Source organism: Arenimonas malthae CC-JY-1 (assembly GCF_000747075.1).
Lineage (GTDB): Bacteria > Pseudomonadota > Gammaproteobacteria > Xanthomonadales > Xanthomonadaceae > Arenimonas > Arenimonas malthae.
This window is the reverse complement of the sequence record NZ_AVCH01000003.1, coordinates 1-13,124: the sequence shown is the minus strand read 5'-3', so window position 1 is coordinate 13,124 and position 13,124 is coordinate 1. Positions and strand designations below refer to the sequence as shown.

The following is a 13,124-nucleotide window of genomic DNA, read 5'->3' as shown; positions in this document are numbered from 1 at the left end:
GGCTTAACTCAGGCGTTAGGCCTCACCCATGACTGATCCGGATTACGTCAAAGAGCTAGAGCAGATCCGGGCAGCTTACGTTGGCTCGCTTCCTCGCCAGCGTCTCAATGTTATTTCCCAACGCTTGGCCAATCCGACCCACGGCCCCAACTTGCTAGTGACGTATGTTTCAGCGGTTGAGGCATTGTCGCGGTCCCTAGCAATGCATGCCAACGGTCGCACCAAGGACCAGCTCAAACAACTCTATGCCAGGTATCGGGACCGAGAGGTAAAGAGTCTTATCACTGAGTTCCTTTCTAGTTGTGGCCACAACAGCCCTAGCGTCTTCTTTGGCCCGGATACGTGGCGAAAGTTTGGGTACGCTGTCAGCTATCGCAACATGTTGGTGCATGAGTGCACGTACCTCGGCCAGGACAAATACCCGCAACTACATCAGGCCTGTCAGGACGTGTTGGACAAGCTCACTGGCCTCGCTGGCATCGCCAAGTGAGGCCTAACAGTTCATTCAAGCCGACGTCGCTCCGCGACGCGGCTTAACTTGGGCGTTAGGGGGCTGGATGCAAGTCCTTGCGGTCGGAGTTGTGGCGATTCTGAGCGCTTGCGCCACTCATGGAGATGGCGCAGAACAGCTCTGCGAGGTCGAGATTTCAATTGTCCATTCCCCGCACCACATCCAGTCCACTCAGCGGGTAGAGGGCAACACTTCGTACTTCATGTGCACCCTCTACACCAACGGACCCACGCCGAGCGACGCAAGTCGCCGAGAGCTGTTGGAGTCCCCCTGCCGTCAGTTCATTCGGGAGGCGATGTCGGCTGCCGCGGCTTGTAACGGCGTTCGGTTTGACCCGCAATATCGAGGTGTAGATCTGAGTCCGATTGAGGGAACCGATGCAAATGGCCCATTCTTCGCTTTGGCGGGGGCAGCGCAGCGGGTCGCCCCCTAACTAGTCATTCAAGCCGATGTCGCTCCGCGACGCGGCCTAACTGAGGCGTTAGGAAATGCTCGTTAGAATTCTCGCGCTCTTGGCACTGGGGTTGGCGGGTTGCGCTGCGTCGACGTCCGATGAGACCCCTGTTCAGGAGGATGTTTGCCGCCTGGAGGTAGCAGATCCGGAGACTGTGTCGATCGCGACCTTGCTTGGGAATCCTGAGAGGTTCCATGGCCGATCGGTGCGAGTACTTGGTTTTTATCATGGCTCCTTCGAGCATTCGGCCATCTATTTGGCCGAGAACGATTTCCGGAATAGGCTTAGCCCCAACGGACTTTGGGTCGGCAACGCCGTTCCGGAGAAATTGAACGATCAATACATCCTGATTGAGGGCATCTTCTCCAGTGTTGATCGCGGCCACTTAGGCCTTTGGTCTGGGGCCATTTGCAACGTTTCTCGTACGGCACCGTGGTCCCGCGGGGCCTAACCAATCATTCAAACCGACGCGCCTTCGGCGCGCGGCTTAAATCAGGCGTCAGAAATCATGCGGAGATTCTGTATAGCACTGGCTGTTGTACTCCTGGGGGCATGCCGGAGCGCGCCGACCGCTTACGAAACGTATGTACAGGCAAATGAGACAACGACGCCGGATGAAGCGTCAATTGTCGTGGTGGTAAAGGATTCGCTCAGTCCCAAGTCGCGGCCTGATCATGCAATGGCAGTGTTCGTGATCTCTGAGGGTGAGTCAGCAACGGAAGTGGTCAGGAATAGGTTCTACCCAAGGCGCAAGTACACAATTTCCGTCTCTCGCGAAGACGAGAATGTCCTTACTGTCCAAACCACGGTCGAGGACTCCGGTGACACGCGATTTCACGCAAAACAACGTTTTGTAAGCTGGGCTGGCTTCTAGCTGTTCACTCAGGCCGACGCCTTCGGTGCGGCTCAACTCAGGCGTTAGACATTGGATGGAGTTCAACGTGAACTGGACTGCAGTTTCGACTCTCGTTGCAAGTCTATTTGTTGCGCAGATCGCTGGCGGCTTGATCGAAGGACTGTTTCTTCCGATTGGCAGTTTCGGACTACTGATGGGTCTGATGCTGTCCTTCGTGCTTGGCTTTGCTGTGTTCGCTATCTTCGCGTTCCGCCGGCGTGATCGTCCCGTCCTCCATGCTGTTATCGACCTTGGCACATATATTGGGATCGGCTTGGTCCTGTCCGGGATTTTTGGCCCGCGTATTCAATCCTTCTCACGGTCGATCGCGGCAATTCAGTGGACAGTTCTAGCCTCTTCTATGGGCCTCGGTGTGTCCGCGGGATGCGCGCTCAGATGGGTTCCCGGCAGCTCTTCCAATGCCTAATTGATCATTCAGGCCAACGTCGCCACGCGACGCGGACTAACTCAGGCGTCAAGCGGCATATGCACAGCAGCGAAACATCGAGTTGCGTCTCCCGGGCCTTATTGGCCGCGCAGGTGCTGGGGGTCACGATTCTGGCTGCCGCGATGGGCGCCGCGCTTGCCCTGTACGCGCCTTGGTCGGGGAACGCCTTGGCCGGCCTGGCATTGGTTATGCTGTGGTTGTTTGTGGAGCTCGCTCTGGGGGCTTTGGTCTTGCTCGGCAGCATTCCGGGAAAGCCAGGGAGGCCCGCCGTGGCGGCTGCTGTGGTGGCGGGGTTCTACTTCGGCGCCCTCGTCGCACCCGTCGTGGCCGCCTGACCATTGATTCAAGCCGCCGCCATCGACGCGGCTCAACCCAGGCTTCAGGCCCGCATGGATACCGCCCAGCACTCCCGCCCCCTGTGGATCGGCCTGTTGGCATCGATCCTCTTCGTGCCGCTCCTGATGTCTTTCCTGATGGCCTTCTCCTCGGAAAGCATCATGGTTCCACCACTATTGGTTCTCATCATGGGCGTGCTCATCTCGGCGCCAGTAGCGCTAATCGTCGAACTGCCTTTCGCCCTGTGGCTTCGCAGGATTGGCCACCTCAATGCGGCCTACCTGTGCCTGGCCGGCCCCTTGGTTGGCGGCATTGCCCTCGGCTTCTATTCGCTGCAATCCAACTACTGGCCCCAGATGAATGACCAGGACTTGGCGCGGTGGATTGCGCAGCAGGCGGCACTGAAAGCCATCGTGCCCGGCTCCATCTACGGGCTGCTTTCAGCTGCCGCCTTTTCGGTGGGCGCAGGCGTGAAAGTTCGTCCAGGCCGGCACCCCAACTCAGGGAGTTATTGATGAAATCTAAGGGTGCTTCTCTGGTTGCCGCGGCCATCGCCAGCTTTGTGGCCCCGGGGTGCATCGGCCTCCGACAATGACCCTGCCATTCCAGTACCAGAACGCATCACTGGAATTCGAGCGATTCCTCGTGGATGCTCGTGATCATGCCGGCCTTGCCACGACCAACATGGCCTGGAACATGGTGGTCGGCGTGCTCCACACCTTCCGCCGCCGCCTCACGGTCAGGCAGGTCATCCAGTTCTCGGCGGTTCTCCCGCCGGTGATCCGGGCGCTGTTCCTGGAGCAATGGAACCCCGACCAGGCGGTGGCAGGCTTTGGCACGGAGGCGCAGCTGCTGGAGGAAGTCCGGTCCGTCAGGCCTGCGCACAACTTCTCGCCGCAGAACGCGATAGCCGCAGTGGCCCGTGCGCTGCGGGGCCGGGTCGACCAGGCCGAGTTCGATCGGGTTCTCGCGGAGCTTCCGCCTGAAGCGGCGAAATACTGGTCTGGCGACGGTGTGGCCTGAGTCTTGCTTCAAACCCAGCCTGGACGTCGCGCAAGACGGAACGTACTGCACCGCGCCTGCATCGCGTGGCATGCTCCGACCCACCGGGGACGACCCCGGCGCCTACTCCCCCGCAGGGACGACCCTGCCGACCGCGGAGTCTCCCCATGAGCTGGCTCTATCTCGTTCTCGCTGGTTTGCTTGAAGTGGTCTGGGCCGTCGGCCTGAAGTACACGGAAGGTTTTACCCGCCTTGGCCCCAGCCTGCTCACCGCCGGCGCCATGGCCGGCAGTTTCTACCTGCTCAGCCTCGCCATGCGCAGCCTGCCGCTGGGCACCGCCTACGGCGTTTGGGTGGGCATCGGCGCCGTCGGCGCGGCCATTGCCGGCATGGTGCTGTTCAAGGAGCCCGCCACGATGCTGCGGGTGGTGAGCCTGGTGCTGGTGGTGGCCGGCATCGTCGGGCTCAAGCTCTCGAGTGCCACCTGACCCACGCCGGAGAACGCCATGGCGAAACCAGCCAAGAACACCATCTGCCTCTGGTACGACCGCGACGCCGAAGCGGCGGCGCGGTTCTACGCCAGCGTCTTTCCCGACACCTTCGTCAGCGCCGTGCACCACGCGCCCGGCGACTTCCCCTCGGGCAAGCAGGGCGACGTGCTTACCGTCGAATTCAGTGTCATGGGAATCCCGTGCCTGGGGCTCAACGGCGGGCCCGCGTTCAAGCAGGACGAAGCCTTCTCGTTCCAGGTGGCCACCGAAGACCAGGCTGAAACCGATCGCTACTGGAACGCCATCATCGGCAATGGCGGCCAGGCCAGCGCCTGCGGCTGGTGCAAGGACAGGTGGGGCGTGTCGTGGCAGATCACGCCCGTCGCCCTCACCCGGGCGATCACGCACTCCGACCCGGCCGCCGCCAAACGCGCCTTCGAAGCCATGATGACCATGGGCAAGATCGACATCGCCGCCATCGAGGCGGCGGTGCGCGGATAGAACCCAAACCATGGCACCAGCCGCCTCCGCCTTCGAAGCGCGATTGCAGCAGCCTGCCGAGCCGGGGCCGGAGAACTGGGCGTTCCTAGTCCTGCCCAAAGCGGTGAGTGACGCGCTTCCCAGGCGCGGCCGGACCACCGTGGACGGCAAACTCAACGGCGTCGCTTTCCGCCAGACGCTGGAGCCGGACGGCCAGCTTAGCCACTGGCTCCGGGTGGATGGGGAATTGCTGGAAGCCGCAGGCGTGCGCGCCGGCGATCTGGTCACCGTGGAAGTGGCACCCGTGGCCGAGGAGCCGGAGCCCGCGGTTCCCGAAGACCTGGCCGACGCCCTCCGGGCGAATCCGGAAGCGAACCAAGGCTGGCACGCCACGACCCCGGTGGCGCGCCTGGACTGGATCCACTGGATCACCAGCGCGAAGCAGGCCCGCACCCGCGGCAAGCGCATCGCCGACGCCTGCGACATGCTGGCCTCGGGCAAGCGCCGCGTGTGCTGCTTCGACCCCTCGGGCTTCTACAGCAAGGCATTCACCTCACCCAAGGCGAAAGAACCATGAGCCGCATCACCGTTGAAACCACCATTCAAGCCCCGCTCGCCACGGTATGGCGCGCCTACACCACGCCCGACGACATCATGGCGTGGAACGCGGCTTCCGACGACTGGCACACCACCCGCGCCAGCGTCGACCTGCGCCCCGGCGGCGCCTTCTGCTCGCGCATGGAAGCCAAGGACGGCAGCTTCGGCTTCGACTTCGAGGGCACCTACACGCAGGTGCTGCCGGAGCGGCTGATCGAATACGACTTCGGCGATCGCAAGGCCCGGGTGGAATTCACGGAAAGCAGCGCCGGCGTGCACGTCCGCGTCAGCTTCGACGCCGAGCAGACCCATTCCATCGAACAGCAGCGCGAGGGCTGGCAGGCCATCCTGGACCGCTTCAAGGCCCACGCCGAAGCCCTGGCTTGAACCCGACCCCATGCAAACCATCACCTTCGAAGACTTCCTGAAAGTCGAACTGCGCGTCGGCCGGATCGTTTCCGCCGAGGTCTTCAAGGAAGCGCGCAAACCCGCCTACGTGCTGCACGTGGATTTCGGCGAGGAACTTGGCGTGCGCAAATCCAGCGCGCAGATCACGGCGCTCTACCAGCCGGAAGACCTGGTGGGCCGACTGGTGGTGGCGGTGGTGAACTTCCCGCCCAAGCAGGTGGGGCCGCTGATGTCGCAGTGCCTGGTCACGGGTTTCCACAACGAGCGCGGCGACGTGGCGCTGTGCGTGCCCGACCAGGACGTGCCGCTGGGCACGCGGCTGCTTTGAAAGCCGCGGCTTACTCCCGCGGCTTCGCCCGGAACACCACGCGCCCTTCGTGGGTGTCGCCCAGCGGCTCGAGCTCGAAGCCCAGCGCGGCGGCGCGTTCGCGCAGCTCTGGGAACAGCGGCTGCTTGCACACCCACAGCGCCCGCTCGCGCTCCATCAGCTCGCCGGCGAAGTTCGAATCGAACTCGGCGCCGAACTCGGGCTTGGGTTTCGGGTCGAGCGAGATCTTCTCGACGCTGGCGTTCATGTGCAGGTGCAGGCCGTAGCGGGCCATGTCCTCGACGAAGATCACTTCGTCCACCGGGCCCCCGGCGCGTGCGGCAAGTTCCTCGGCCCAACGGCCGGCGTCCTTGTGCGAAGGCCAGAGCGCGCTGGCCAGGCGCAGCGCCAGCAGAACCGCCACCCACACCGCCAGCCAGCGCAGGCGCGGCAGGCCCAGGCCCTGCGCGAAACGCTGGCGCGCCACCAGCAGTGCCAGCGGCACGAACAGCGGCAGCACGTACAGCGGCAGTCGCGAGCGCGCGATGCAGAACACCAGCAGCGGCAGCAACACCCAGGCCCACAGGAACAGGTGCGGCGCCTCGGCCTGGCGCACGGCGGCGTCGCCCCAGGCGCGCACGCGGGCCAGGCCGGATCGCGCGGCGCGCAGAAGAGCCCCGGTCCAGGGCAGGGTGCCCAGCAGCAGCGTGGGGCCGTACACCAGCAGCCAGCCGTACCACTGCGGGTTGCGGTGCAGGCTGTCGCTGGCGATGCGCGCCACCACTTCCGTGCCCAGGAAATAACCCAGCAGGCCTTCGTGGCGAAGCACCACCACCAGGTACCAGGGCAGGGCCAGCAGCACGAACACCAGCGCGCCGGTCCACCAGGCGCGGGCGCGCCCGGCGGCGGGTTCGGGGACCAGCCACTGCATCGCCGCCACGGCCAGCAGGGGCAGCAGCGCCGGCGGGCCCTTGGTCATGAAGGCGACGGCGAAGGCCACCCACATCAACAGCAACCAGCGCCCGCCGCGTTCGGGCGGGCCGAAGCGCGATTCCACCCAGGCCCACATGGCCAGGGCCTGGAAGGCGGCCAGCACGAAATCGGTGGTGATCAGGTTGGCCGCGCCGAAGGGCAGCAGCATGGTGGCGAAGGCCAGCGCGGCCATGTGTTCGGTGCCCGGCTGCAGCCGCCGGGCGAGGCGCCAGGCCAGCCAGGTGCAGGCCAGGAAGGCCAGCGCCGCGGGCAGGCGCGCCGCCCACGGGTTCTGGCCGAACACCGCCACGCTGGCGGCGATGGCCCAGTAGGTGACGGGCGGTTTGGTCCAGTGCCCGGTTTCGTGGTGGCGCGACAGGTCCACGAAATTGCCGGTGTCGAGCATGGTGAGCGCGACGTTGGTGTAGCGGCCCTCGTCCGGGTCCCAGATGGCGCGCGCGCCCATCAGCCCGAAGGCCAGCAGCAGGGTCACCAGCGCCACCCGAAGCGCCGGCGAAGCGAACCAGCGTGCCGGCGCGGAACTCACTTCGAAACCTGCGCGATCCAGTCTTCGAGGTTGTAGTAGTTCGTCACGCGGGCGATGCGGCCGTCGCGGATGTCGAAAAAGGCGCCGCCGGGCAGCACGTACTTCTGGCCGCGGGCGGGCGGCAGGCCGGTGTCGTCGGCCAGGTATTCGCCGTGCACCACGTATTCGGCGGCCACGCGGTCGCCGGCCTGGTTGGCCATCACCACGATGTCGCGCAGCTGTTCGCGGTAGCTGCGGTCCATGCGGCCCAAGAAGGCGGTGAAGGCGGCCTTGCCGGTTTCGCGCGCGCCCTGGTTCACGTCATGGGCCACGTCTTCGGCCAGGAGGTCGAGCATGGCGGGGCGGTCGCCGCGGTTGAAGGCGGCGTAATAGGCCAGCACCAGTTCGATGGCGCGGTCGGCTTGGCGGTTTCCGTCGACGATCATGGGGCTCCTTGGTCACCAGGGCAGGGCATCGAGGTCCACGTTGCCCCCCGAAAGGATAAGGCCGACGCGCTTGCCGGCGAAGTGTTCCGGGTAGCGCAGCACGGCGGCCAGCACGGTGGCGCAGGAGGGTTCGATGACCTGCTTCAGGCGGCTCCACACCAGGCGCATGGCGGCCACGGTTTCGGCGTCGGACACCAACAGCACGCGCACGGCTTCGGCGCGCAGGATGGCCAGGTTTTCCTCGCCAATCGTGCCGCGCAGGCCGTCGCAAATGGTGTCGGGCACGAGGTCGGTGACGCGCTGGCCGCGGCGCAGGGATTCGTAGGCGTCGGCGGCGCCCTCGGGTTCGGCGCCGAACACGGCCAGGCCGGGGCGCAGGCCGTGGGCGGCGATGGCGCTGCCGCAGACCAGGCCGCCGCCGCCCAGCGGGGTGACCAGGGCGTCGAGCGGGCCGGTTTCAGCCAGCAGTTCCAGCGTGGCCGTGCCCTGGCCGGCAATCACGAACGGGTCGGTGTAGGGGTGCACCAGCGTGGCGCCGGTCTCGGCCTGCACCCGCGCCGCCGTGGCTTCACGCGCGGCGATGTTCGGCGCGCAGCGGTGGATGACGGCGCCGTAGGCTTCGATGGCGGCGAGCTTGCTGGCCACCGCGCCCTCGGGCACCACCACGTGCGCCGGGATGCCGCGCAACTTCGCGGCCAGCGCCAGCGCGGCGCCGTGGTTGCCCGAGGAATGGGTGACCACGCCGCGGGCGGCGGTGGTTTCGTCGAGTGCGAACACGGCATTGCAGGCGCCGCGGAACTTGAAGGCGCCGACGCGCTGCAGGTTCTCGCACTTGAAATGCAGCGTCGCGCCGGTGAGTTCGTCGAGCGAGCGCGAGCGCAGTACGGGCGTGCGGTGGGCGTAGGGGGCGATGCGGGCGGCGGCGGCGAGCACGTCGCTGAATGAAGGCAGGTCGAGGGTCATGTCGGGCGTTCCGGAGGCGCGTGATAGCCTAACAAGAGACCTGTTAAACCTTTCGGAAACCCGCACCCGATGAGCCTTCCCCGGGGCGACGGATTTATCCACCTCGCCGACTACCGCCCGCCCGCGTGGCGCATTCCGTCCGCCGAACTGCAGTTCGAGCTGGGCCCCGACGCCACCGAAGTGACCGCCCGCCTGGCCCTGTCGCCCGACCCGGCCCAGCCCGGCGAAGCGCTGGAACTGGACGGCGAGGAATTGGAGCTGCTGGCCATCGCCCTCGACGGCCAGCCGCTGCCGCCGGAGCGCTACGACTACGACGGCCGCCGCCTGCGCGTGCACGGCGTGGCCGCCGACTGCACGCTGGAAACGCGGGCGCGCATCCACCCGGCCGCCAACACCCGGCTCGAAGGCCTGTACCGCAGCGGCCGCCTGCTGCTGACCCAGTGCGAGGCCGAGGGCTTCCGCCGCATCACCTTCTTCGCCGACCGGCCCGACGTGATGCCGCGCTGGCGCATCGTGCTGCGCGCCGACCGCGCCGCCTACCCGGTGCTGCTGGCGAACGGCAACCCGGTGTCCACGCGCGAGCTGGGCGACGGCCGCCACGAGGCCACGTGGGAGAACCCGCACCCGACGCCGGCCTACCTGTTCGCCATCGCGGCCGGCGCCATGGAGCGCGTGAGTTCCACGCTCGAGACGATGGAAGGCCGCCGCGTCGAGCTCAACATCTGGGCCGAGCCCGGCGACGTGGCGCGCTGCGCCTACGCCCTGGGCGCGGTGGAGCGTTCACTGCGCTGGGACGAACGGCGCTTCGGCCGCTGCTATGACCTGGACGTGTTCAACGTGGTCGCCGCCCAGGACTTCACCATGGGCGCGATGGAAAACAAGGGCCTGAACATCTTCAACGCCCGCTACATCCTGGCCGACGAGGCCACCGCCACCGACGCCGATTTCCTGGCGATTGAATCGGTGGTGGCGCACGAATACCTGCACAACTGGTCGGGCAACCGCGTGACCCTGCGCGACTGGTTCCAGCTCTCGCTCAAGGAAGGGCTCACGGTGTTCCGCGACACCGAGTTCAGTGCCGACCTGCACTCGCGCGCGCTCAAGCGCATCGAAGTGGTGCGCCTGCTGCGCAGCCGGCAGTTCCCCGAGGACGCCGGCGCGCTGGCGCACGCGGTGCGGCCGGACCGTTACCGCGAGATCAGCAACTTCTACACCATGACCATCTACGAGAAGGGCGCCGAGGTCATCCGCGTGCTGCACACGCTGGTGGGCGAGGCGGCCTTCCGCGCCGGCATGGACCGCTACTTCGCCGACAACGACGGCCGCGCCGCCACGCTGGAAGACTTCCTGGCCGCGCACGCCGCCGCCAGCGGCCGCGACCTGGCGCAGTTCGCGCGCTGGTATTCGCAGGCGGGCACGCCGGAGCTGCACGTTACCGACGCCTTCGACGCGGCCACCGGCGACTACACGCTCACCGTCACGCAGAACACGCCGCCCACGCCGGGCCAGCCGGAAAAATTGCCGCTGCTGGTGCCACTGCGTTTCGCGCTCTACGACGCCTCTGGCCGCGCCATCACCGCGCCGCCCGAAGCCGACGCCGTGGTGCACGACGGCCTGGCCGAACTCACGGCGCCCACCCACGTGCTGCGCTGGCGCGGCCTGGGCGCGCGGCCGCTGCCGGCCTTCAACCAGGGTTTCGCCGCGCCGGTGAAGCTGCACTTCGATTACACCGTGGACCAGCTGGCGCGCCTGGCGCGGCTGGAACGCGACCCCTTCAACCGCTGGGACCTGCTGCAGCGCCTGGCCACCGACGCGCTGCTGGGCGCGGCCCACGCCGAAGCCGCCACCGCGGCGCTGGGCGACGCGCTGGCCGACCTGCTCGCCGACGCCTCGGCCGACCCGGCCTTCGTGGCCGAATGCCTGGCACTGCCCGATTTCGACACCCTGGCCGAAGCCCTGCCCGAAGTGGACGTGGACACGCTGGTGGCGCGCCGCGAGGAGCTGCTCGACCGTCTGGCCGAGGAACAGGTGGAAGGCCTGCAGGCCCGCTACGACGCGCTTGCCGACGCCGCGCGCGGCGGCCTGGGCGGCGAAGCCATGTCGGCGCGCGCGCTGCGCAATGCCTGCCTGGCCTGGCTGACCCGGCTCGACCCGGAAGCGAAGCTGGCGCAGGCGCAGTTCGATGCCGCCACCACCATGACCGAACGCCTGGCCGCGCTGCGCTGCCTGCTGCACTTCCAGGCGCCGGGTGCCGACGCTGCGCTGCAGGCCTTCCGCGACGCCCACGCGCAGGACCCGCTGGTGACCGACAAGTGGATCGGCCTGGTCGCCACCCGTCCCGACCCGGAGGCGCTGGACGAGGTGCAGGCGCTGATGGCCACGCCCTGGTGGAAACCCGCCAACCCCAACCGCGTGCGCGCCCTGCTGGGCAGCTTCGCGCGCAGCAACCCGCTGGGTTTCCACCGCCGCGACGGCGCGGGCTACCGCTTCGTGGCCGGGCAGGTGGTTGCGCTGGACGCGATCAACCCGCAGGTGGCGGCGCGTTTGCTGGGCGGCTTCGAAAGCTGGCGGCGCTGGGCGTCGCCGCGGCGCGAGCTGGCGCGCGAGGCGTTGGCTTCGCTGGAAGGAAAGTTGGCCTCGCCCGACGGTCGCGACCTGCTGCAGCGCCTGCTGGGCTGAGGCTCAGCCGGCGTTGCGGCGCTGGCCCATCAGGCTGGTGAGCGCCGAGCCCAGCACCACGAGGCCGGCGCCCACGTAACCCACCACGCCCACGGCCTCCGGCGCGATGGCCGTGGGCCACACCGCGTGCACCGCGGCCACCGCGCCCAGGCACAGCAGCGGCGTGGTGGCCAGGATGGCCGACACGCGCGAGGCTTCCCAGTGCGCCAGTGCTTCGGCGAAGGCGCCGTAGGCCACCAGGGTATTGAGCGCGCAGAACAGCAGCAGGCCCCAGTGCAGGCCGTCGAGCGCCAGCAGCGCCGACGGGTGCGCGAACGGCAGCAGCACGCCGCTGGCCAGCAGGTAGATGAAGAGCAGGATGGCCGGCGACGACAGCCGCATGAGCAACTGCTTCTGCACCAGCGCGTAGGCGGCCCACACCACCGCCGCCACGATCACCAGCGCCGAGCCGTACACATAAGCCTGGCCACCCGCGCCGGCCGGCGACGCGGCCAGCTGTTCGCGGAAGAACAGGCCCAGGCCCCCCAGGATCACCGCCAGCCCGGCCCACTGCCAGGCGTTGAAACGCTCGCGGAACACCACGATGCCACCCAGCGCCATCAGCAGCGGCGCCAGCTGGATCAGCAGCTGCGCGTTCGCCGGCGAGGTGTGCTGCACGCCCAGCAGGTAGAACACGTAGTTGCCGATCAGGCACAGCCCGGCCACGGCCAGCAGGACCCAGCGCTTGCGGTCGAGTTTGGCGAAGCCGCCCAGGCCGCCGCGCGCCGCCAGCCAGGCCAGCATGACGCCCGCCGCCAGCAGGAAGCGGAACCAGGTGAGGGTGATGGGGTCGAGCTGCTCGAGCGTGAGTTTGAGCGCCACCGGCAGGGTGGCCCAGCAGCCCGCCGTGACCAGGGCCAGCACCAGGCCGAACTTCCAGCGACCGGAGGCCTGGTGCAGGGACATGACTACTCCGTTCGCGGTGCGTGAAGGCCGCGCACAGTACCATGCGGGCGAGGGCTGAATTAAGCACGGATTCACCGCCTCGCGCCGATGCTGCGACTGAACCCGGGGGATACCGCCATGAAACGACTTCTCACCGCCCTGGCCGCGCTGCTGCTGCTTTCCGGCTGCGCCACCTACGGCGACGGTTATTACCAGGGTCGCGAGGTCTACCGCGACGGCGGCTACTACTACCCCGCCTACGAAGGCGAGGGCGACTACTACTACGGCGAAGACTACGACGACTACCGGTACGACTACGGTTACGGCGTGGGTTACGGCTACGGCTACGCCCCCTTCCACGGCCTCGACCGCTACCGCTGCCGCAGCTACTACGGTTGCACGCCGGTGTGGGGTGGGTACTACCCCTACAGCTATTCGCCCGGCTGGAGCTTCGGCTTCGGAAACTACTGGTCCTGGAACAACTGGGGCTGGTACGGCGGCTACCGCTCGCGCGATTACTACCGCGACTACTATCGTGACCACGACCGGGGCTACAACATCGACCGCCAGCGCGACCACGACTACGAGCGCGAGCGCATCCGCCACCGCTACCCCGGCGGCGACGGCAAGCCCAACCCGGGCCCGAACTATCGGCCGGGGTATTCGCGGCCGCCGTCCGGCGGCC

The 13,124-nt window shown here is 67.2% G+C and carries 16 protein-coding genes; 12 read left to right on the top strand and 4 right to left on the bottom strand.

All coding sequences use genetic code 11. The features are described from left to right. The first annotated feature begins 28 nt into the window (after positions 1–28). The 10 genes from N790_RS15825 to N790_RS01115 all read left to right on the top strand — a co-directional run bounded on the left by N790_RS15825 (position 29) and on the right by N790_RS01115 (position 5,950). Complete coding sequence (locus N790_RS15825) at positions 29–490, top strand: hypothetical protein (RefSeq protein ID WP_156969869.1); 462 nt, start codon at positions 29–31, stop codon at positions 488–490. Between the two features lie 1,404 nt (positions 491–1,894). Continuing rightward, positions 1,895–2,287, top strand: coding sequence for a hypothetical protein (locus N790_RS15820; protein WP_156969868.1), 393 nt, complete (start codon positions 1,895–1,897; stop codon positions 2,285–2,287). A 59-nt stretch (positions 2,288–2,346) separates the two neighbouring features. Continuing rightward, a complete protein-coding gene (locus N790_RS01150; RefSeq protein ID WP_156969867.1) occupies positions 2,347–2,643 on the top strand; it encodes a hypothetical protein in 297 nt (98 codons plus the stop codon). Between the two features lie 54 nt (positions 2,644–2,697). Next, entirely contained in the window at positions 2,698–3,159 is a 462-nt protein-coding gene (locus tag N790_RS01145; RefSeq protein WP_043799843.1) for a hypothetical protein, read from the top strand. Positions 3,160–3,235: 76 nt separating this feature from the next. Next, positions 3,236–3,667, top strand: a complete 432-nt coding sequence (locus N790_RS01140) for a DUF2267 domain-containing protein (protein WP_043799841.1) — start codon at positions 3,236–3,238, stop codon at positions 3,665–3,667. 146 nt (positions 3,668–3,813) lie between these two features. Beyond that, the gene (sugE, locus tag N790_RS01135) at positions 3,814–4,134 is read left to right on the top strand and encodes a quaternary ammonium compound efflux SMR transporter SugE (protein WP_043799839.1); all 321 of its coding nucleotides are present in this window, start codon (positions 3,814–3,816) and stop codon (positions 4,132–4,134) included. Positions 4,135–4,152: 18 nt separating this feature from the next. Beyond that, a complete protein-coding gene (locus tag N790_RS01130) occupies positions 4,153–4,638 on the top strand; it encodes a VOC family protein (protein WP_043799838.1) in 486 nt (161 codons plus the stop codon). A gap of 10 nt (positions 4,639–4,648) precedes the next feature. Continuing rightward, positions 4,649–5,194, top strand: coding sequence for a YdeI/OmpD-associated family protein (locus N790_RS01125; protein WP_043799836.1), 546 nt, complete (start codon positions 4,649–4,651; stop codon positions 5,192–5,194). Continuing rightward, on the top strand, positions 5,191–5,601 hold the full coding sequence (locus N790_RS01120; RefSeq protein ID WP_043799835.1) for an SRPBCC family protein: 411 nt from the start codon (positions 5,191–5,193) through the stop codon (positions 5,599–5,601). The genes N790_RS01125 and N790_RS01120 overlap by 4 nt, the downstream gene beginning before the upstream one ends. 10 nt (positions 5,602–5,611) lie before the next feature. After that, entirely contained in the window at positions 5,612–5,950 is a 339-nt protein-coding gene (locus tag N790_RS01115; protein ID WP_043799832.1) for a tRNA-binding protein, read from the top strand. A gap of 10 nt (positions 5,951–5,960) precedes the next feature. Here N790_RS01115 and N790_RS01110 read toward each other — a convergent pair whose 3' ends face one another. From N790_RS01110 to N790_RS01100, 3 genes are read right to left on the bottom strand one after another with little or no spacing between them, the layout of a single operon-like run. Beyond that, positions 5,961–7,448 (bottom strand): glycosyltransferase family 39 protein, encoded by a 1,488-nt coding sequence (locus tag N790_RS01110; protein ID WP_043799830.1) that lies wholly within the window; start codon positions 7,446–7,448, stop codon positions 5,961–5,963. Next, on the bottom strand, positions 7,445–7,873 hold the full coding sequence (locus N790_RS01105) for a ketosteroid isomerase-related protein (protein ID WP_043799828.1): 429 nt from the start codon (positions 7,871–7,873) through the stop codon (positions 7,445–7,447). The genes N790_RS01110 and N790_RS01105 overlap by 4 nt, the downstream gene beginning before the upstream one ends. A gap of 12 nt (positions 7,874–7,885) precedes the next feature. Next, on the bottom strand, positions 7,886–8,836 hold the full coding sequence (locus N790_RS01100) for a pyridoxal-phosphate dependent enzyme (RefSeq protein ID WP_043799827.1): 951 nt from the start codon (positions 8,834–8,836) through the stop codon (positions 7,886–7,888). 69 nt (positions 8,837–8,905) lie between these two features. On the opposite strand from N790_RS01100, the gene pepN reads away from it, so the two are divergent. Further along, complete coding sequence (gene pepN / locus N790_RS01095) at positions 8,906–11,515, top strand: aminopeptidase N (protein WP_043799825.1); 2,610 nt, start codon at positions 8,906–8,908, stop codon at positions 11,513–11,515. A gap of 3 nt (positions 11,516–11,518) precedes the next feature. Here the strand turns inward: pepN and N790_RS01090 are convergent, their stop codons facing one another. Beyond that, the gene (locus N790_RS01090; protein WP_043799822.1) at positions 11,519–12,460 is read right to left on the bottom strand and encodes a DMT family transporter; all 942 of its coding nucleotides are present in this window, start codon (positions 12,458–12,460) and stop codon (positions 11,519–11,521) included. Positions 12,461–12,577: 117 nt separating this feature from the next. Here N790_RS01090 and N790_RS01085 point away from each other — a divergent pair. Next, positions 12,578–13,124: hypothetical protein (locus tag N790_RS01085; protein WP_043799820.1), on the top strand; the 547-nt coding region annotated here is incomplete at its 3' end.